At 42.9% G+C, this 20,880-nt stretch carries 22 protein-coding genes; 6 read left to right on the top strand and 16 right to left on the bottom strand.

Features of this window, described 5'->3' with window-relative positions; all coding sequences use genetic code 11:
* Nucleotides 1-27: 27 nt before the first annotated feature.
* Nucleotides 28-252: a hypothetical protein gene (locus FH971_RS01480; protein WP_137223610.1), complete on the bottom strand. Its 225-nt coding sequence runs from the start codon at nt 250-252 to the stop codon at nt 28-30.
* Between the two features lie 105 nt (nt 253-357).
* Between FH971_RS01480 and FH971_RS01485 the strand changes: the two genes are divergently transcribed.
* The 6 genes from FH971_RS01485 to FH971_RS01510 all read left to right on the top strand — a co-directional run bounded on the left by FH971_RS01485 (nt 358) and on the right by FH971_RS01510 (nt 5,572).
* Nucleotides 358-1,329 carry a virulence factor BrkB family protein gene (locus FH971_RS01485; protein WP_140233092.1) on the top strand — a complete coding sequence of 324 codons (972 nt, stop codon included), beginning with the start codon at nt 358-360 and terminating at the stop codon, nt 1,327-1,329.
* A gap of 138 nt (nt 1,330-1,467) precedes the next feature.
* Nucleotides 1,468-1,905 (top strand): D-aminoacyl-tRNA deacylase, encoded by a 438-nt coding sequence (gene dtd, locus FH971_RS01490; protein ID WP_140233093.1) that lies wholly within the window; start codon nt 1,468-1,470, stop codon nt 1,903-1,905.
* 69 nt (nt 1,906-1,974) lie between these two features.
* Complete coding sequence (locus FH971_RS01495) at nt 1,975-2,469, top strand: thioesterase domain-containing protein (protein ID WP_137223604.1); 495 nt, start codon at nt 1,975-1,977, stop codon at nt 2,467-2,469.
* 136 nt (nt 2,470-2,605) lie between these two features.
* Nucleotides 2,606-3,199 carry an FMN-dependent NADH-azoreductase gene (locus tag FH971_RS01500; RefSeq protein WP_140233094.1) on the top strand — a complete coding sequence of 198 codons (594 nt, stop codon included), beginning with the start codon at nt 2,606-2,608 and terminating at the stop codon, nt 3,197-3,199.
* A gap of 250 nt (nt 3,200-3,449) precedes the next feature.
* Nucleotides 3,450-4,061 (top strand): SCO family protein, encoded by a 612-nt coding sequence (locus tag FH971_RS01505; protein ID WP_140233095.1) that lies wholly within the window; start codon nt 3,450-3,452, stop codon nt 4,059-4,061.
* An 8-nt stretch (nt 4,062-4,069) separates the two neighbouring features.
* Nucleotides 4,070-5,572: a methyl-accepting chemotaxis protein gene (locus FH971_RS01510; protein WP_206194440.1), complete on the top strand. Its 1,503-nt coding sequence runs from the start codon at nt 4,070-4,072 to the stop codon at nt 5,570-5,572.
* A 67-nt stretch (nt 5,573-5,639) separates the two neighbouring features.
* Here the strand turns inward: FH971_RS01510 and FH971_RS01515 are convergent, their stop codons facing one another.
* The 15 genes from FH971_RS01515 to FH971_RS01585 all read right to left on the bottom strand — a co-directional run bounded on the left by FH971_RS01515 (nt 5,640) and on the right by FH971_RS01585 (nt 20,876).
* Nucleotides 5,640-6,866 (bottom strand): beta-ketoacyl-ACP synthase, encoded by a 1,227-nt coding sequence (locus FH971_RS01515; protein ID WP_137223600.1) that lies wholly within the window; start codon nt 6,864-6,866, stop codon nt 5,640-5,642.
* Nucleotides 6,863-7,588 (bottom strand): 3-ketoacyl-ACP reductase FabG2, encoded by a 726-nt coding sequence (locus FH971_RS01520; RefSeq protein ID WP_140233096.1) that lies wholly within the window; start codon nt 7,586-7,588, stop codon nt 6,863-6,865. The genes FH971_RS01515 and FH971_RS01520 overlap by 4 nt, the downstream gene beginning before the upstream one ends.
* A gap of 63 nt (nt 7,589-7,651) precedes the next feature.
* Nucleotides 7,652-8,143, bottom strand: coding sequence for a hotdog family protein (locus tag FH971_RS01525; RefSeq protein WP_140233097.1), 492 nt, complete (start codon nt 8,141-8,143; stop codon nt 7,652-7,654).
* Between the two features lie 4 nt (nt 8,144-8,147).
* The gene (locus FH971_RS01530) at nt 8,148-9,350 is read right to left on the bottom strand and encodes a beta-ketoacyl-[acyl-carrier-protein] synthase family protein (protein WP_140233098.1); all 1,203 of its coding nucleotides are present in this window, start codon (nt 9,348-9,350) and stop codon (nt 8,148-8,150) included.
* Nucleotides 9,351-9,428: 78 nt separating this feature from the next.
* On the bottom strand, nt 9,429-10,049 hold the full coding sequence (locus FH971_RS01535) for a DUF3261 domain-containing protein (RefSeq protein ID WP_140233099.1): 621 nt from the start codon (nt 10,047-10,049) through the stop codon (nt 9,429-9,431).
* Entirely contained in the window at nt 10,039-11,307 is a 1,269-nt protein-coding gene (locus FH971_RS01540) for an NAD(P)/FAD-dependent oxidoreductase (protein ID WP_140233100.1), read from the bottom strand. Before FH971_RS01540 ends, FH971_RS01535 begins: the two co-directional genes overlap by 11 nt.
* A complete protein-coding gene (locus FH971_RS01545) occupies nt 11,308-13,707 on the bottom strand; it encodes an MMPL family transporter (protein WP_140233101.1) in 2,400 nt (799 codons plus the stop codon).
* Nucleotides 13,707-14,510, bottom strand: coding sequence for an outer membrane lipoprotein carrier protein LolA (locus tag FH971_RS01550; protein WP_167495970.1), 804 nt, complete (start codon nt 14,508-14,510; stop codon nt 13,707-13,709). The genes FH971_RS01545 and FH971_RS01550 overlap by 1 nt, the downstream gene beginning before the upstream one ends.
* Before the next feature lie 23 nt (nt 14,511-14,533).
* Nucleotides 14,534-14,965, bottom strand: a complete 432-nt coding sequence (locus FH971_RS01555; protein WP_140233103.1) for an acyl-CoA thioesterase — start codon at nt 14,963-14,965, stop codon at nt 14,534-14,536.
* On the bottom strand, nt 14,966-16,528 hold the full coding sequence (locus tag FH971_RS01560) for an HAL/PAL/TAL family ammonia-lyase (protein ID WP_140233104.1): 1,563 nt from the start codon (nt 16,526-16,528) through the stop codon (nt 14,966-14,968).
* 4 nt (nt 16,529-16,532) lie between these two features.
* On the bottom strand, nt 16,533-18,335 hold the full coding sequence (locus tag FH971_RS01565; protein ID WP_140233105.1) for a glycosyltransferase family 2 protein: 1,803 nt from the start codon (nt 18,333-18,335) through the stop codon (nt 16,533-16,535).
* A complete protein-coding gene (locus tag FH971_RS01570) occupies nt 18,332-18,724 on the bottom strand; it encodes an ApeI family dehydratase (RefSeq protein ID WP_137223579.1) in 393 nt (130 codons plus the stop codon). Before FH971_RS01570 ends, FH971_RS01565 begins: the two co-directional genes overlap by 4 nt.
* Nucleotides 18,717-20,084 carry an AMP-binding protein gene (locus FH971_RS01575; RefSeq protein WP_140233106.1) on the bottom strand — a complete coding sequence of 456 codons (1,368 nt, stop codon included), beginning with the start codon at nt 20,082-20,084 and terminating at the stop codon, nt 18,717-18,719. Before FH971_RS01575 ends, FH971_RS01570 begins: the two co-directional genes overlap by 8 nt.
* Nucleotides 20,077-20,628: a COG4648 family protein gene (locus tag FH971_RS01580; protein WP_140233107.1), complete on the bottom strand. Its 552-nt coding sequence runs from the start codon at nt 20,626-20,628 to the stop codon at nt 20,077-20,079. The genes FH971_RS01575 and FH971_RS01580 overlap by 8 nt, the downstream gene beginning before the upstream one ends.
* The gene (locus FH971_RS01585) at nt 20,628-20,876 is read right to left on the bottom strand and encodes an acyl carrier protein (protein WP_137223573.1); all 249 of its coding nucleotides are present in this window, start codon (nt 20,874-20,876) and stop codon (nt 20,628-20,630) included. Before FH971_RS01585 ends, FH971_RS01580 begins: the two co-directional genes overlap by 1 nt.
* Between the last annotated feature and the right edge of the window lie 4 nt (nt 20,877-20,880).

The raw sequence follows: 20,880 nt of genomic DNA on the forward strand, positions 1-20,880 counted from the left end.
TGAGGCGTAAAATTACCTCGTTAAGGACTAACTATCTGATTTAAATCTTGCTGCATCAATGATGCTCCAAAGATGGAAAAGTGCGCCAATAATGAATGGAAAAACCAGTACTGAGAAGAAATAGCAGAAGACGGTTATACAGAAAAATAACAAAGCTGCTAAAATACGACCTTGTAAAAGTTGACCCAAGCCGGGGAAAAATAAACTGGCTACTGCTGCGAGTACATTACCCGCTGAACCTTGTTGTGACATCAATTCTCTCCATTCTTTTATCACTAATATGTTATAACATTGTACGAAGTTAGCGGGTGAATACAATTATTATCTCCAATAACGCGCTATTAAATAAGGATTATTATGCCCAAAAAGTTTGATTACAGCCCTATTGTGGCTTTTTTTAGTGGGATTTGGCAGTTTCTATTGCACCTCAAACAACGGTTAGCTGAAGACCAAATTAATATCCGTGCAGGGCATTTGGCGTATGTTACCTTGTTATCATTGGTGCCTATGTTAGCCGTGACTATGTCGATGTTATCGGCGTTCCCAGTATTTAAAGGTATTCGCGGTAATATTGAAGGGTTTATTTATAACAACTTTATACCTGCAGCGGGTGATACGGTACAAGTGCATATTAACGAATTTGTCGCTAATGCGTCTAAAGGTACCTTTGTGGGTATTATCGCGTTAGTGTTTGTCGCCATTATGCTCATTTCAGCTATCGATAAAGCATTAAATAATATTTGGCGGATTACTGAAAAACGCTCATATGTGGTGTCATTTTCGATGTATTGGATGGTCTTAACGCTTGGTCCTGTACTCATTGGTGCTAGTTTGGTGGCTACCTCGTATGTGGTCTCATTAGAGGTGGTGACGGGGAGTGATCTATCTGGATTAGTACCTTGGATTATTGAACGTTTGCCATTGCTGTTTTCAGTCGCATCAATATTACTGCTATACATGGTAGTACCTAATAAGAAAATCCATTTTTCACATGCGTTGTTAGGCGCTGTCGTTGCGGCGGTATTGTTTGAAGCAGGCAAAAAGGGTTTTGCGTTTTATGTGACTCAGTTTCCGAGTTATGAAGCAATATACGGTGCGCTGGCAGTGATCCCGATTTTGTTTGTATGGGTGTACTTATCGTGGATGATTGTGTTGTTAGGTGCAGAAATTACGGCCGCATTACCAGAATATTTAGAAAGTTTAGCGGTCATCGCGGATGATCTCAAAGCTGAAATATTTACAGAGACTGAAACTAAAAGCCAGAATCATAATAATGTGCATGATCCTCTTGAGGTTGATAAATCCAGTCCGTCTTCTGAAAAATCTTAATTTTTTATGTGAATATATTCAGTAACCGCTAATTTTGATGGGCCTTGGGAAACAAGTACCTGTTGTTCAGTCTGTCCTTTAAAGCGGCCTTGTTTTATCTCATTTAATAAGTATCACCAAATAGTATTTAAGGCAGTTATGATTGCATTAATTCAACGTGTTAGACGCGCGTCAGTCACGGTAGATAGTACGATTGTCGGCAAAATTGACCAAGGTTTGTTAGTCTTATTAGGTGTAGAACGCGAAGATAACATTGAGAAAATGGTTAAGTTAGCTAAAAAAGTCATTAATTATCGAGTGTTTAATGATGAAAATGGCAAGATGAATCTTAATCTGACTCAAGTCGGAGGGCAATTGTTGGTGGTGTCGCAATTTACTTTAGTCGCTGATACCGGCAGAGGCTTAAGGCCTAGCTTTTCCAGTGCGGCAACCCCTGAGCAAGCCGATAGTCTTTATCTCGCTTTTGTAGAATATTGTCGCCAACAAGGAGTTGTTACTGAAACAGGGAAATTTGGTGAAGATATGCAGGTTGAATTGGTTAATGATGGTCCAGTGACCTTTAATCTGCAAGTATAACATCTTGGTTTATAGCTGTTTATTATCCCAAGTTGAGATTAGCTAGTCATCAATCGGAAGGATGTCGCTATGCTTGATATTTCGTTCACTGAATCGCAATCGGATACCAAGGTCTCTGCCTTGCTACAGACTTTGTGTGAAACTTGGCATAATACTATTCCTGTCAGTAAATTTATGGATATTACTCCTGTGTTGTTCAACGGAGATAGCTTACAGGTTACAGCACCTATTGAACCTAACATTAATTTACATCACACCATGTTTGCAGGCAGCATCTATACCTTAATGACGTTGACTGGTTGGGGGATGGTGTGGTTACAGCAACAATTGTCACAAGCACATGGTGACATTGTATTAGCTGATGCGAAGGTAAGGTATTTAAAACCCATTTCCAAACAGGCCTATGCCAAAGTTATTTGGCCTTATACTGATTTAACCCCATTAACTCGAGGTCGCCGAGTGAAGATTACCTTAGAAGTCGCATTGTATTGCGATGACATTATGTGCGCCACTTTTACCGGCCAATATGTATCTTTTCCTCCTAGAGTTGTTAATGCAGACTAGGTTATAACCTTTCGTTTTTATCGAATATAATTGCGGATTTATTGCGCTTTTATTCTTTTTTATAGATCAATATACTTATTTCATTGGTCAGGCACACAGCCATATGACCCAACATACATATGGGTGAGACTTTACAATGACAAAAGTATTAATTTTAAAATCAAGCATTCTAGGCGGTTATTCACAATCTTCAGCATTAGTTGATTATTTACATCAGCAATGGAACAGCAAAGGTGCGCAAATTACAGTGCGTGATTTAGGTGAAAATGTACTACCAATGTTAGACGGCGAACTTGCTTCAGGTTTACGCGGTGGCGATAATCTTTCGGAGCGTCAGTTATCTGCGCTCGCATTATCTGATAAATTAGTGGCTGAAATAAAAGCTCATGACACCATTGTGATCGCCGCGCCTATGTACAACTTTACAATTCCGACAACACTAAAAAATTGGATTGATTTTATTGCCCGTGCAGGTGTGACGTTTACTTACACCGATACCGGACCTGTTGGTTTAATCGAAGGTAAGCGCGCCATTATTGTGACCACTCGTGGTGGAGTACATAAAGGTGGCCCTACAGACCATGTGGTGCCTTACTTAACGACTTTGTTGGGCTTTATCGGGATTAATAATGTTGAAACTATTTATGCTGAAGCATTAAATATGGGTCCAGATGCTGCTGAAGCTGGCATTAGCCAAGCTAAACTTGCTATTGATGCTATGACACTTTAATCAATTTATGCATAGGCTTATATAAAGTCACTGATTCAAATAATTAACGTCTGATGATACTTTGGCATTTAAAGGATCATTAAGCGTTTTTTTATTTTTTTATTTTGTTGATCAACAAAATCATTTGTTGCGTATAGTATTAACTGTCAGTATCTAGTTTGATGCCAATTTTACTTTTCAGAATGTAGTTTCATTAACAAAAGCCCACAAGCTTATCGTTGAAAAGCCGCCATACTGTTGTTTATATTTTATGAAGCTAAGCAAAATTTTCATCGCGTCAATCTTAATTCTGCTTGCTGTGAGTCTTATCCCTATATTGATGTTGCTTAATCAATGGGGAGCAGGTTCGCAGAGTTATGGAATTACCACCAGTGATAGCCAACAAATTCGTTTTCGCTGGCAAGACGTTAATCAACAAGTCCACCATTACCCTGCTTCTGTGGGAACCTATACCTACTTATTTTTGGCCTTTTTGTCGTGCTCAGAAATTTGTCCAATACGTATTAAACAATTAGATCAACTTGAGCAACGCATAGAGCAAGATGCTTTGTTAGCCAAAGTGGATATCCAATTTATATTTGTGACTATCGATCCTGATAACGACTCATTTGCTGTACGACAAGCTATGATTGACGGACGATCAAAACGTTTCGTGAGTGCTTCATTGGTTGAAGAAGATTTGTATTCTCTTGAATTTCTCTTATCAGATAATATTAATCGAGAACTCACTACTATTAGCCATGTTGGAAATCTATTTTTATTGGCTCCAAACGGAAACATCGAACGTATTTATACGGCTAAACAGCTTTCAATACCCAAGATGTTGATTGACCTTAACCATATTATTTCAGCTCAACTTTAGGTTTATATATGAATGATGATCAAACTGTAACATTACTCAAAAAACATGATTTATATATCTATCGGTTGTTGATGTTGCAGGCCCCATTATTAGTCGTCAGTGGATTTTTTGGTGCCGAAATGCTGACCTTTAGTATTACTGCAGCGATAGCTATTTTAGTCATAGTTCAGTTGAGTTATAGCTTGCTGAAAGGGACTGAGTTATTTGCGATAGTTGGTGCAGTAATTATGATGACGGTGTCAGGATTACTGATTCAAAGCCAAATGGGTATGATTGAAATGCACTTTCATATCTTTGCCACCATGGGCGTATTTCTTATTTATTTACGCTGGCAGCCGTTATTGGCTGCTTTGTTGACGGTGGCAATACACCATATTCTTATGACCTATATTCAATTGCAAGATATTGAAGTATTAGGTACACAGTTAATGATTTTTGCCGGTAATTGTAACTGGACCATAATGTTAGTTCATGCTTTGTTTGCTGCGACTGAAACCTTTATTCTTATTCGTATTGCCTTGTTTATGCGTACTGATTCACTGGCTAATCAACGTATTGCTGGGGCTATTGAGCAGATATCAGCAAATAAAGATTTATCTATTCGTTTACCTTCAGCCGATACTCATGCAGAAATGTCGTTTAATCTAATGCTCGAAGAACTGTCGCAATTATTTAACGATTATCGTGATATTGCGGTGAAGATGGGTAGCACTTCTGACAACTTGATGAGCTTGAGTGATCAAACTCAGCAAGCAGTGCAGCAGCAAAATGATCAAGCTAGAATGATTGCCGAGTCGACTCAAGATGTGATCGACAATTTTCAACAAATGGCTCATGACAGTCAAATATCAGCGGATCAGGCAAAAGAAGGAGCAGCCTCGAGCCTTGGTGATAGCCAAAGTGCATTAAGCATTATGAAAGACATGCAGGCGCTAGAAACCAATATGACTGAAGTGACTGAATCAATGACTGATTTAACCACGGATATTAGTGCTATCACAGCGCTGCTGCAGGCTATTCGCAGTATTTCAGATCAAACTAACTTACTTGCGTTAAATGCGGCAATTGAAGCAGCTAGAGCGGGTGAGAGTGGTCGAGGTTTTGCGGTGGTAGCAGATGAAGTTCGCACTTTAGCACAACGTACGAGTCAATCTACAGATGGCATAGAAAAAGTACTGAGTCGTTTGAATGTCAGTATGCTAAAAACCGTTGAGTCGATGGATCAAGGTAAGCAACGTACGACGCAAAATGTAGCTCATACCAGTAGTATTGCTCAAGGATTAGAACAACGTTCACTCCAAATCGGTCAAGTTGCGACCTTGAGCCATAATGCGGCAAATGGTACACAACAACAAGCAGATAGATTGACTCAGATTGGTACTGAAATTTTGGATAATGCCCAAGCAGTTGTATTGTTATCAGAACAAGTTAAAAAGTTAGCTGGTGGCGCGGTAGAAATGAAACAGATTACTCAAGACTATCAAACCAAAGCTGCTGCTTACAAAGTGTAAAAAACAGGCGAAAGCATCGCTTTCGCCTGTTTTATTTGGCTGCAAAAGAGTGTGTACCCTTATGTAATTAACGCCAACGTTTAAAAATCAATGAAGTATTAATGCCACCAAAGGCAAAGTTGTTACTCATAATGTAGTTGGTGTCGATATGTCGAATATCGTCTTTGATGTAATCAAGTTGGGCGCATTCTGAGTCAATATCAGTCAAATTGAGTGTTGGCGAAAACCAACCTTCATTCATCATTTCAATACTGGTCCACGCTTCCAACGAACCACAAGCGCCTAGAGTATGACCGGTATAACTCTTTAATGAAGAGATGGGCGTTTCTGCACCAAAGACTGCGTGAGTCGCGGCAGTTTCTGCTATATCACCGCGATCTGTTGCGGTGCCATGAGCACTGATATAACCAATGTCTTGAGCCGATAATTGGGCATCCTTTAAGGCTAAACGAATAGCCACTTCCATGGTGTTAGCATTGGGTTGAGTGACATGTTGGCCATCTGAGTTGGTACCAAAACCAATTAGCTCTGCATAAATTTTAGCACCACGGGCTTGAGCATGTTCAAGCTCTTCTAATATCAAGGTACAAGCACCTTCACCAATAACCAACCCATCGCGGTTCTGGTCAAATGGTCGTGGCGTTAGCTCTGGAGTATCATTTTGGGTGCTGGTGGCATATAAAGTATCAAATACCACGGCCTCGGTAGGGCAAAGCTCTTCACCACCACCCGCGAGCATAATGGTTTGCATGCCATATTTAATCGCTTCATAAGCATAGCCAATGCCTTGACTGGCAGAGGTACACGCACTGCTGGTGGTGTGAATACGGCCTTGCAGGCCAAAGAACACCCCAATATTAACCGCGGTAGTGTGGGCCATCATGCGGATATAACTGGTGGCGGTTAACCCCGACATTTCGCCGGTTTTTAACATGTCACCAAAGCCCATAATTGGATCGGTACTACCAGTTGATGAGCCGTAAGCAACTCCAACTTGACCGGAATTAAGGATGGGATCGTTCAACAAGCCTGCATCTTCAAGCGCTAATTCACTGGCACGTGTTGCCATCATGGATACTCGCCCCATAGAGCGGATCTTTTTACGTGAATAATGGGCTGGGAGAGTAAAATCAGTCACTGGTGCCGCCAGACGAGTATTTAAACCTGGGTAGCGATCCCATTCATCCATCCGAATAACGCAGTTATGTTTGGCTAGTAGACTGGCTTTAATTTGTTGCCAGTTTTGGCCTAATGCGGAAATACCGCCCACTCCGGTAACGACTACACGCTTCATATCATGCCTCCGTTAACTGAGATAACTTGGCGAGTTATGTAGGCGGCATCGTCTGATAATAAAAAGTTAGCAAGGCCGGCAATTTCACTGGGTTTGCCCATGCGTTTCATCGGTACTATTTGGTTGACAATATCGGTTGAGATATCTGTGACCATATCGGTTTCAATTAACCCCGGTGCGATACAATTGACGGTGATTTTGCGTTTAGCTAACTCAAGTGACAAAGCTTTAGTTGCGCCAATAATTCCCGCTTTTGAGGCGCTGTAGTTCACTTGACCACGATTGCCTGCAATGCCTGACACCGAGGCTAGGGTGATAATACGTCCACCTTTACGAGCTTGTACCATTGGCATAACCGTAGGGTGGATAACATTATAAAAACCATCAAGGTTAGTGTGGATCACACTGTCCCATTCATCTTCTGTCATCGCAGGGAAAGCCGTGTCGCGATTAATACCTGCATTAAGAATCACGCCATAATAGGCACCATTTTCGGCAATGTCAGTTTCGATTGCGAACTTAACCGCTTGGCGGTCGGCAATATCAAATTGCAGTAAACTAACCTGCACACCAAGATCCAATAAGGTTTTTTGTACTTGTGCTGCGGCAGCATGATTGCTGTGAAAGTGCAGTGCAATATCAAAACCATTCTCGGCTAATTTAATCGCGATGGCTTTACCTATTCCTCGGCTGGAACCGGTAACTAATACTCTGTTATTCAAAATGTCTCTCCGTGATTGATTCGAGGAACTCCAATGGGGTGTCAAAAGGTTTGTTGATCATGCTTAGCCGTCGGCTTGGCTTTCATTGATATAGGCTTGGGTGTCTTGTGGTTGGAACACGTTGACATTGGCTGCCGCCACTAATATTTCGTGATGATAAATTTGGCAATCAAATACCGCTAATCCAGACTCTTCCTGGTATAACCGAGTGACCTGGGTGCGATAAGACTCACCTAAGGTAAATGTGTCGATATGCATTTGCAGTTTGCGGGTGCCGAGTAAAAAACCGACTCGGATACCCTCATTGCGTAATAAGGCTTCAACACCCGCTAATGCAGCAATACTTTGGGCCATATACTCGATGCCAACGTAATTTGGCACGCCATTGAGTTGAGCGTCGAAATAGGCATTATTAGGGCTAATATGGGTTGCGGTAATTAAGCAGTCTGGGCGATGCTCTAAGATATTATCAATTAAGATCATTGGCGCCCGATGTGGAATAAACGTACTTATATCTTGCGCTAACATCGCCGGCGTTGCAGTGGCTATTGACATGAAACTAGGCATCCTTTCGACAAAAAATCAGGCTGGCATTACTGCCGCCAAAGGCAAATGAATTACTCATAATAAAATTGAGCTGATTAAGGCCAGTATTATTGTTGGCGCTAACGAGAGCGATATTAGGGTCATTAGCATCTTGCTGCCCATCCCAGATGTGCGGCGGCAAACGCTTGTCATGGTTAAGTGGGCTTAATAATAAATAGCAAAAGGCAGCTTCAATCGCGCCGGCAGCACCTAAAGTATGGCCGGTAAGCGGTTTGGTTGAGCTGCAAGCTGGCAGTGAATGGCTAAACACTGCAGCGACAGCACGCGATTCCATGGCATCATTTTTAGGGGTAGCGGTGCCGTGAAGGTTGAGGTAATCGATTTGTTCTGCAGTAATGTTGGCTTCTGCTAGGGCTTGTTGCATGGCGGCAATAGCGCCTAATCCTTGCGGGTGTGGCGCTGAAATATGATGTGCATCGGCAGACTCGCCTATACCTGCAAGCATAACGTCACTTTGGCCACGTTCTAAGGTAAATAAGGCTGCCCCTTCACCAATATTAATGCCATCACGGTGGAGACTAAACGGATTACAATGGCCTTTGGATACTGATTCTAATGCGGCAAAACCATTAACGGTTAATTGACACAAACTGTCTACACCACCCACAATTACCATATCGCACATATTCGCATTGAGTAATCTCTGGGCACTGGCAAACACTTTTGCACTCGATGAACACGCTGTAGACACGGTATAACAAGGGCCTGATAGTTCAAATAACTGTTTTAAATAGTCACTGGTGCTACCGAGTTCCTGCTGTGAGTAATGGTAACTCGGAGGAAAATAGCCATGTTCAAGCTGATATTTTATCGCTGCTTCGCCTTTGGAAATGCCTGAGGTACTGGTGCCTAATACCACCCCGATGCGATCCGCTCCAAAACGCTGTTTAGCTTGTTCTATTGCCGGAGCAAGTTGCTGGGCGGCAGTGTTTAATAAACGATTATTACGGCAAGCGAATAAACTGAGATGATCGGCTATCTCTATTAATCTTTTATCATCGACGCAACCGACTAATGTTGGTGCATCGAACAATAAATTATCGCGCCACTGCATGGCACTAATATCACCATTGATGAGGCGCGGCAGTACCTCTTCAGGCGAGTTGCCCAGAGGTGTACACAATCCGATGTGAGTTATTGCAATGCGACTCTTCATGTTTAGTTTGATTGCCTATTTATCTCGGTTTATTGGGTTATGCTGGTGCACTTGTTTATCAATCGGTTAATCAATTAGTTAATTAATAGGGTTTATTTGTATATGAATATCGCCGGCGTTGATGTCTACATTCACTTGCGCTAACCACGGGTCGATATCGCTATAGGTTATCGTTATTAACGCACCACTTGCATTATTAAGTTGCTTACATAACGGGATATCACATGCCATAGTGACTAATTCACCGCCGGTTAAATGTTGATTAACTTGCTCCGTTGGCCAGTAAATTAACTGCATTATGGCCATTAAATACTCTGCTTTAAATTGCTCACCTAATAACAGACTTTGCTGACTTTGCAGGGTCTGCCCATCATATACTAACGTGAACAATGCTTGTCCAAGTGGCGCTAATCCCACTAATGTCATCTGTTGTGAATTAAGCTCCAGCTGGGTTAATAACTCATGATTTTCTTGTCCATGGGTAAAGCTGACCATTTGGCTTAAGCTGATGTCTTGCTGCGGTGACGTAGCTAACACCGCAGAGGCCGAGCTTAAGCAATATTGTGCTTCACTGGCGAGTGGGACACAAGTTTGCCGCTCGATTTGCTGACTACAAGCACTTAATAGGCTTAACAGTAACAGCGCAACAAGGCGAGGCAACATTATCTCTGCAGAATGCCACAGCCGATTAAGCAACATCGGTTTCTGGCTCCTGACATAATTCAACAATGGTATTGAGGCGTCTTTCGGACTCTTTTACAAACGGGTTACTCATGTCCCAAGCGTAGCCCGCTAAAATTGAGCAAATCATTTGTTTAATCTTGTTGTCAGCTTGTTGATAGAAAATGACATCTTGAAAGCGTCCGTCATACCAAGCTTGGACATAGGTTCTAAAGGTGTTAACCCCTTGCATTAATGGTGCAGAGTATTCGTTATCCCAATCGACTGTTTGACCATACAATTGTTTATGTAAACAGGCGACAGCCATTGATGCTGACTGCATTGCAATTGTCACCCCTGATGAAAATACTGGGTCAAGGAACTCGCCAGCATTACCCAGTAAAGCAAACTTATTGGTTGCTAAGGTGGTGACATTGGCCGAATAACCTTTGAGTGTCGCACAAGGTTGAACAATATTGGCATTACTCAGTAACTTCTTTAGCTCTGGCTCTTCATTAATTACCGCTAACAATTGTTGTTCAAGGCTCCCGGATAAATGCTCGAGTAAATGCGGCTCGGCTACCACGCCAATTGAGCAACGGTTATTGCTAAAAGGGATTAACCAGTACCAGATATCCTTATGTTGAGGATGAACACTGATTAAGATCTTATTACGATCAAAATGGGGATCGCTAATGTTGTCTTCAATATGGGTGAAAATGGCGCTTCGTGGCGGTAAATTTGATGGCTGCTCTAAGTTCAGTAATCGCGGTAATACTCGGCCAAAACCACTAGCATCGAGCACAAATTTAGCATTCACTTGATATTGTGCACCTCGGTCATTCGTTACCGTTAAGCGAGGATTATGAGTCAAATCAATCGCATCAACTTGATGACCAAAACGGATCTCAACCCCTTGACTGATAGCTGTGTCGGCTAGGAGTTTATCAAAATCTGCCCGTTGAACTTGAAACGTAGCCCCAGGGCCTGGGGTAAATTTATCGGTAAAGTCAAAGGTGGTGTAGCGTCCTTGGTGTTGAAATGCTGCGCCATTTTTAAATTGAAATCCAGCCTGCTTAACGGCGTCTAGCATGCCTGCTTGTTCGAGAAACTGCATACAACAAGGCAGTAGGCTTTCGCCAATGGAAAAACGTGGAAAATGCTGTTTTTCAATAACAACAACCTGATGACCTTGTTGGCGTAAAAGACTTGCGGCAATGGCACCAGAAGGGCCTGCACCAATGATGGCAACGTCAACGTCCATGTTGCTGACTGTATGTGAATGACTGCTTGGCATTTACAGTGTTTTCCTAGTAATAAATGAAATAAACGGTGCCAGTAAAAATGAAAAACTGATCCCAAAAAGAAGCGTTAAACCAAAAAAGTGAATGGCATGGGTTTGACTCAGTGCCAGTAAACCAAAAGCTAATAGTGTTGAACAGGCTGACATAAAGATTGCCATCATGACTCCGCGACTGGTTTGCTTGGCCTCGGCAAAAAATAGGCTGTAATCGATACCAATGCCTAACACTAAAATAAGCGCTAAGGCGTGAAACAAACTGATGCTTGAACCGACAAGGGCTAAACAGGCTAGCGTGAGCAGTACTGATAAAGCGGGGACTGCGACGATAGCGAATGCCAACTTAATACCATATTTAATACTAAACAGTAAGCTGGCTAGGGCAAATACCCACATTAATAGTTGCAATGTTAGTTGGCGATACTTGCCCATTAAATGGGATATATCGCCGACTTTATCGATTAACTGAACTTGGCCCAAAGGCCATTTATGTTCAGTCAGTCGTTGCTCAAGAGTGGCTAACGAATGTATGCCACCGAGTAACACTATGGCGCCAAATAGCTGGGTTTGATCGGTTGTCTGAATCGCGCCAATCCATAAGGTTTGTAAATCATCATTGGCTTGGGCTAGTACCATGGTTGGGGTTAACCATTGTGATTCGGCGTGATTAAGTTGCGCCATCAGACTAGTGCTTATATTGTCATCGAGGCCCATTTCACTGATAATCTCGTCTAAATGTTGCTCATAAAGCTGCTGCTGTAACTGATAGTGTTGTTGTTGTTTGGCAATGCTGGGTATAAAGCGGCTGAGACTGATTGCTTGGTCTAACTCACCATCAGTGACTGCTTTATCCAGTACTGGTGTCAATTGCTCTAACGTTTGCAATAAAGTTTGTTCATTGGGACCGCTGACTAAAATAAATTGGTTGTCGGTGCCGCCGCTGAGCAGTTGCCGTAGCTGATTCTCTTCGGTGGTGATGGCTTCAGGGCTTTGCTGTAGCTGACGAATATCATCGTTAGAATCCGTTTGTGACAAACCGAAAAACAATATTGTTGCCAAACCAATGAGCAAAGCCGCTATAGCTATTTTTTGCCACAATTGATTTGGGGTAAAAATACGTTGTAATAGCGCCAAATAACCTTGGGCAAGGGTTAATCCAGGCGTCGGTTTAAGCGCATGGTTACCCAGTAATGGAAACACCAATAACAACGTTAGGTATGCACCAACTAACCCAGCAGCACAAAATACTGCCACTTGCTGCATTCCCGGGAATGGCGTAAAGCCAATGGCGATAAAGGCACTGGCACTAGTAGCTAGGGCGAGAGTGAGCGCCGGAAAAATCTGCTTTAAGGTGTCTGTTGCGTTGTTATTGGGATGAGCTTGTTTTTCGCAATAAAAGTGAAAGCTGTAATCAATGGCGACACCAATTAAGCTGGTACCAAACACTAGTGTCAGTAAGTGCAACTCACCGAAAATACTTAAGGTGGCGACAAACGCAAATACCACACCAGTCGTTAACGTCAGTAGTGCGGCAAATAACGGCATAATTGACCGAAAGGCCAACCAGACTAATAAGATGATCCCCAACATGGAAATTAAGCCAATTCGGCTGATTTCTTGTTTGGCAGATTCGGTGGCGGCAATCGCATGAAAAAGTGCACCAGCTTTAAGGAAACTGACATCTGGGTAGTGTTGCGTCACTTGGCTAAACGCAGACTCTAATGCTTGTATTTGCTGTTGCTGAGCGGTCGGGCTAAAAGCACTATCTCTGCCTTTGGCCATGACTATTGCAGCCACACCCTCGGTGGTATTGGTCAGTAAAATGCCTTGTTGGATACGTAGCGCATTATTAGGTGATAACGCCAGTAAGTTGGCTGGAAACATCAGTAACGGATCATTGCTGAGCAGCTGGCTGTTGGCAAAACCAAATGCGCTATAAAGTTGATTTTGGGCCGCGTTAAGCAGTTGGCGCCAATTATCTGTTTCAATATCTTTAGCTTGCTCGGCGGTGAGTAGGGTAAAGCGATGTTCGAAATACACTTTAGCCAAGTCTTGCAGATGATCATCCGCGCCGCTACGAATGTGAATAAAGGGCTGTTGTGGCTGTTTATCCAATGAGTTCATCAGTTGCTGTGTGGCACTGATAGCTTGGTTGTCGTTATCGGCTATTACTGCAATATACACTTGGTTAGCGAGTTGCTGCTCAACTCTTTTTAATGCTGTTTCAGTGAGTTTGTCTTGTTGTAAATGCGGCAACATCGCCAAAATATCAGTTTGAATATGCGCGCCCTGTTGCCATTGTATTAAGCCCGAGGCTAACATTGTCAGTAACAATACTACCCATAAGACAAAACGCCCAATGGGAGATAACAACGTGGTTAGCGATATGGGCTTCATTATTTAGCGGACTCATTGCCAAGACTAAAAAGTGCCAGCTCAGTTTCACTCAGCGGCCCTTGTTGGGTCAGGGTAAATTGAATTTGAGTATAGTCGCTAATATCCGCTTGGTTACTGGTCATGATTAATGAACGTATAAGGGTATCGCCGCTGAGGGTAATGTTACCCATAGACGATTGCACTTGTGGGTCTTTAGCTTGTAAGCCCAGTTGCCATGACCTATTTTCAGGCTTAGTTGCAGGCTGAATTACGGGCTGAATTACGGATTGAGTTGCAGGCATAAATAAGTTGAAACCGGCACTTAAGGCATCAATATCGCCCGCCATAATGGCTTGTAATAAACGCGGTAATTGCTGTGCAATCGGGTTGCCATTAGCCTCAGCGCTAAAGTGTTGAATTTTGCCTTGGCTGTTTTGTTGGATTAACTGCTGATCTTTAAGCACCATCAAGGTTTTGAAAGGACGTTGCTGCTGCCATACCAATCCTTGGGTTGGACTAAATATAAACTGTCCTTGACTGAGTAAGGGCTTTTTAAGCACCTGTAAATGGCGTAGTTGAACAAATTGACCACGAGTATCTAGTTGTAGATTAAGTTGCTGCGCCAGCGCGCTGAGGGCTTCTGTGCTGGCTGGTTGAGTATACAACGCCTGAATATCTGCCAATTGCGCTTGAGTAAGAGGTTCATTATTGCCTGCTGGTGGATGTTCGTTAGCCGAGGAGGCTGCAATACACAGACAACAAAGCATAATGATGCTGCTTACTCGCGCCAATACACTAATAAATATGCTAGTAAATAGGCTCACAAATACTCTGCTGCGGGCACTCATTACACTTGGCTCGCATCGAGTAATGGGTGAATTTTTTGCTGAAATATCTCTGGGGTAACAAAGCATAATTCTTGGGTAGCAATCTCAACTGCAGCTTGAATGGTATAGCCCTTGGTGATGCGTGCGTTGGTGTCGGCATCAACAATTTGATAGTTAATGCGTAAACGGTTTTCCCATTCAACAATGGCAGCGATAACCTTGATTTTTTGGTCAAAGGTGCTGCTTTTAACGTACTTAATTTGCACATCTACAATTGGCCAAGCGTAGCCAGATTCGAGCATAGTGCGATAGTTGTAACCGAGCTTATCCAGTAATTGGCAACGCACAACCTCAAAGTAGCGTAAGTAATTACCGTGCCAAGTAATGCCCATTGAGTCGACATCGTGAAACGGGATCACCATTTCCATTTCTGTGAGTAATAAACCTTTCATTTAACATACCTCCCACAGGCCCAGTTGAATTTTTTCTACGGTTTGGCGCAGCACGGCTTCTAATGGACGGTCTTCGGTAAGCAGTTCAAAATTTTCACTGACTTGGGCCAAAGTATTGGCAAGTGATGGTGTTAGTGAATTGGGGTCTAACTCTTTTTGTATAACGCGTAGTTGAATGCCTTGGCTCATGGCCAATAATGCGGCGGCAGCGACTTGTTCTGTCAGTTGTAAAATCCGCATGCAATCGCGGGCGGCAATGGTGCCCATGCTCACTTTGTCTTGATTGTGACATTCTGTTGAGCGAGAAAACACACTGGCAGGCATGGTGTTTTTTAATGCTTCTGCAGTCCAAGCCGAAACACCGATTTGTACCGCTTTAAAGCCATGGTTAATGGCGCGACGTTGGCCTTCTGCGGCAGATAAATTAGCCGGTAAACCATTGTTAAATTTAGGGTCCATGACTAAGGCCATTTGACGATCAATTAAGTCGGCGATATTGGCCACCGCATTTTTCATCGCATCCATGGCAAAGGCAATGTGGCCGCCATAAAAGTGACCGCCATGGAGGATATGTTCACCTTCGGCATCGACAATCGGATTGTCGTTCGCACTATTGAGTTCGGTTTCAATAAACTGACGCATAAAGGGCAAAGCATCTTGCAGTACGCCAATGATGTGCGGTGCACAGCGTATAGAATAGCGGTCTTGTAAACGGTCAGAATTACGTGGATGCGCATGATGGTTTAGGTCTTCACGGATCCAACTGGCAATCTGGTTTTGTCCTGGGTGAGGTTTGGCGGCAAACAAAATTTCATCAAAATGGTTTGCATTACCTTTAAGGGTTAACGATGCCATGGCTGTAATACGGCTTGATAAGCGAGTTAAGTACTGCGATCTGTCATAGGCTAAACAGGCCAGTGCGGTCATCACCGCGGTACCATTCATTAACGCAAGGCCTTCTTTAGGACGCAGTGTTAATGGCATCATGCCGAATTTCAGATAAACATCTTTGGTCGCTTGGCGTTTACCTTGGTATATCACCTCACGTTCGCCAACTAATACAGCTGCAAGATAAGATAGAGGGGTTAAATCGCCGCTGGCGCCAACCGAACCTTCTTGAGGAATAACAGGGGTAATATCATTATTGAGTAGCCATTCAATGCGCTGTAGCAGCAGATAGCTGACACCTGACTTACCCACCGCCAATGAGTTTAAGCGGCAAGCCATAATCGCGCGGGCTTGCATTGGGCTAAATACATCACCTAAACCACAACCATGAAAACGGGTTAAATGCAGCGGTAATTCATGGACTAACTCTAAGCTGACATTGACGGTACAAGAGTCACCGTAACCTGTGGTGACGCCATATACCACGCCTTCTTCATGCAGCAAACTGTCGATGAAACGGGCGCCTTTTTGAATATATTCAACATAGTCAGAAGAGTCTGCTAGCTTGACCGTTGCGCCCTTGGCGACAGCGACCACTTGTTCAAGACTCAGGTAGCTCTGGCCTAAATGCACAATGTTTTCGGCAGATGATGGCGATGAAGAAGTGTTGCTCATTGAATTAGTTATCCTGACTAGTTGAAGTGGTGTTGTTAGTGGGTGCCATATTTGTGTTTGACGCAGCACCTGTATTAAGTGCTCTTCCGGTATTAAGTGCTGTACCTGTATTAAAAGCAGTAGCGGGGAGTGAAAGCGGACGATCAATCAATTCGTCTTTATGCCAAAAATCGTAAAAATTAAACCACTGCAATGGTGCCTGTTTGGCAAAATACTCTAAGCGCTGACTGTACAATTTCATTGCATCAGTTAAGCGTTCAATGCGCCCTGCTCGCGGACCTTTTAAACTATCGCTTAAGTGTTCGACATGTACTTTATAGCGGCCTTGTTGGCGAATGCAGAACATGGTGTAAACCGGACAATTTAACAAGCTAGCAAGAATAAATGGTCCTTGTGGAAACGGAGCATCATGACCGAGAAAGGGTAGATAAACTACCCTACCTTGGCTATTTGATGAGGTACGGTCTGCTGCAATAACCACTATTTCGCCCATATCAATTTTTTGCTGTAACAGCATGGCGGTGCTGGGATCAAGCTCATTGATATGAATAAGGTTAAGGCTACTTTGTGGGTTCAACTGTTGTAATACTTTGTTAAAGTTTTCGGCGTGTTGAGTCAACACCATAACGTTGACTTTCACTTTCTGCTGGTGGATTGAAATCGCACGGCATAACTCTAAATTACCTAAATGCGACACAATCAGCACGGCTCCTCGACCAGAAGCCACTTGGTTTGCCAGAATATGACGATCGTTAAAATCGACTTGATTGAGTTTGATACGGTCGCACCAAGCATCAATTCTATCTAGAGCAGCATTACCAAAAGCAATAAAGTGATTTAAGCTGTCGCGCCAATGGGTGGGTTGATGTAAATCTGGATGCTCAGGAACTTGTTGCTGCACTCGGGCTAGAAAATTCATCGACGCTTGACGAGCGGAAGCACCAGTTAGAAAAAAGTAACCAATCACCGGATACATAATGGCTCGGCAAAGCCAGTGGCCGCCTAATCGATAGCTTTCTGCTAGTAACTTTATGCCCCAATAACTGCCACGCTCTCCCATTGATGACCAATGTTGATGCGGACTGTTTTTATTCAGAATTTGTGGCAAACGAGTCAACATACCAAAAAATAATTTAGTGTGCATCCAGCTAATGCGCACATTATCTTGCAAGCCTTGGAAGTGACTAATACCGTCATCAGGGTAGATTACTTTGGTCGGCACATGAACCACTGGAGTTCCTTGCCAGTGCAGTTTGACCATGATTTCAATATCAAAGTCCATCCGTTCACCCAATGCTTGCTGGCTTAATAACTGCTCAGTAGCCTCTAATGGATAAACCCGAAAACCACACATAGAATCTTGAATGTCGAGACTTAAGGTTTCAACCCATACCCAAAAATGGGTGATGTAACGCCCGTATAAACGCCCTTTAGGCACAGAGTCATCATAAATGGGTTGGCCAGATATTAATGCCTGAGGCTGTTGTTCTGCAGTTGATATCATTAACGGGATATCGTCTAAATTATGTTGTCCATCAGCATCAACCTGTAATACATGGCTAAAACCATCACGGTAAGCCTGACGCAGCCCGCTGATCACAGCCGCACCTTTACCGCGATTAAAAGGATGGTTAATGAGCGTTACCCAAGTAAACTTTTCCGCCATGGCTTGCAAAATATAACGGGTTTCATCTTGGCTACCATCATCAACCAAATAACATGGCAGATTAAATTTTGCCAAGTCAGTTAAGGTTTGTTCAATGGCAATATGATGATTGTAATTGGGGATCACTAAGGCTAGCTTCATGAGGCGGTCTCATTGACGGTCGGCGCAGTAGTGACTACAGCAGGCTTAAGCGCAATGCGGCCAGAGGCAAACCGTTTATCTTGATCACGATAACTAAAAATCATTTTTGCTTTTTGGGGCTGATGTTCTATAACCAAATCAACATAGGTGTTTGGCAAAATGAGTTGCTGAAACTTAAGCACTTCTAATGTGGCAACTTGGGCTGAATAACCAAATGCCTCACAGCCAAGTTTGACCGCCCAATCCAATTGGGTGACACCAGGTAACACCGGTTGCTGAGGGAAATGGCCATCAAAGAAGGCCAAATCTGCACTGACAAATAAACGCCATTGGTAGAGATTATTATCGCCTTCATGGCTAACAATATGCGGTAATTCTGACTTAATCATGACTGAATAAGGCTACAATTTCTGATTGGGTGCGCTTGCCCTGACTATTGAGTGGCAAGTGTGCAGGATAACGCCAGCGTCGTGGTAGGGTAATACGTTCAAACTGACTTAATAAATGATTTTTTAAGGCATTATTAACCGCTAATTTTCCTTCAGCTTTGAGTGTTTTCTGGCCTAATTCACTTAAACAGACTGCAGCACCTAGCATAGTGCGCGGTTGTTCTAAAACCGTGACGGCCGCTTCGCTGACAAAAGGATGAGTTTGCAGTAAATGCTCCACTTGCGCTAACGACAAGCGTTTTTCTTCAATTTTGACAATGCGATCAAGGCGATGCAATAAGCGGAACTGGCCATCAGTTAACAGTTCAATTTTGTCATCACATTTTAACCATTGAGTTGAATTGTCTAAATAAACAGACTGCAGCATCAGAGCACCATCTTGGGGATCCATATCAACATTAACTTGGGTAAATGCTTGCCATGGTTGCATGGGTTGCTGTTGGCGTCGATATCCAATACCGCCGGTTTCAGTGCTGCCAAATATTTCAATGGGTAATTGATTAAAGCATTGTTTAACTGCTTGGGCCGCATCAAAATTTAACGGACCACCAGAGCTGAAAATTAAGCTTGGGATACGTTGTTGTTTTTGATTTTCTAGAGCATCAGGCAAGCGGGTCAATTGAGCGGGACTACTGATTAAACATAAATTAGGCATGATGGCCAAGTAGTAGCTTAAGGTTTCGGGAAAGTCGATTTGTTCACTTAAGAATGCTCGGCTCGCGGCTAAAGGCCACAGAATTTTAAACAATAAACCATAGATATGTTGATGTGAAACTGTCGATACCACTGAACAGTGAGGCAAATGTTCAGCAAATGTTTGTTCAAGAATACTGACTTCGGCATCTAATTGTTGCAGTGTTTTTTTGATTGCCTTGGGTTGACCGCTACTGCCAGAGGTGAATAGTACTAATTCACCTAATGACTTGGTTTTGGGCCAAATTGCTGCGGGTAAACTTAATTCTTTTTTTAGCTCAATATACTCACGCACTTCACATAAGGGAGCGTCGGCAATAATGGCATCAAATTCATGGTTGAGCTGACTCAAAGTGCCATCTTGGGTGTTGGCAGGTAATATCACTTGCTTACCAGCTAACAAGGCAGCGCATAAACCTGCGGCAAATAAGTCACTGTGCTTGGCAGCAAGCAACCAACGCTGAGCGTCACTTTGAATCAGCTGAGCATGTATGTGGGCCACTTGCGCACAAAACAACGATCCCGTCATGATGTCATGATGGTCAAAGCTGATTAGTTGCTGCGAGGCAGGGCCTGTTGATAACCAATTGAGTAAAAGTTTATTCATGTTTTTTCAACCAAAAGCGACGATAAATCCATTCACTACTGAGCAGCATACCCATAAGCAGATAAGCTATCAATCCGTTGTAAAGCGTCCATATTTCAATGCTTGTTGCTATGGCGGTATAGGTTGCCACACCACCATTTACAATAAATAATCCACACCAAAGTTTAGTGATGGTTTGTAAGTAGGGTATTGCTGAGTCTGGTAAATCAGGCTCTTTTAAGCGCGCTAAGCGCTCAATCATACTTGGGCCATTAATCAGTGAATAACCGAATAATCCCAACATGCTCAAGTTTATCACCACCGGATAGAACAGTAACCAGTCGTTACGTTGAGTAATGAAACTGGCCGCCGTTAACCCTATGCCCACCAGTATTGGCAGTGTCATGGATTTTACTTGCTGCTTTGTGACCACAAACCTAATCAATAATAACAAACATAGCAGCAAAGCGATGGTGCCTGGTGGTAAATACTGCAAGCCAAAATATACCGCTATAGGGTAAGCAATAATCACTAAGGTCGTAATAATCTGCAGAGTTAACCGCATTAGCTTTTAATTAAGCCTTCAATAGCATTAACGACATCGCTCACTGAACGTACGGTTTTAAATGCTTCTGGCTGAATTTTTTTACCCGTCAGCTGTTGCAATTTAATCACCAAATCTACCGCATCAATACTGTCTAAATCTAGATCTTCATACAAAGAAGCTTCTAGAGTGATATCTGTCGCTTCTATTTCAAACTCTTCAACTAAAATACCACTAAGCATCTCAAGGATTTGTTCACGATTTTGCATGCTG

Origin of the sequence: Shewanella polaris (genome assembly GCF_006385555.1) — a bacterium.
GTDB classification, from domain to species: domain Bacteria; phylum Pseudomonadota; class Gammaproteobacteria; order Enterobacterales; family Shewanellaceae; genus Shewanella; species Shewanella polaris.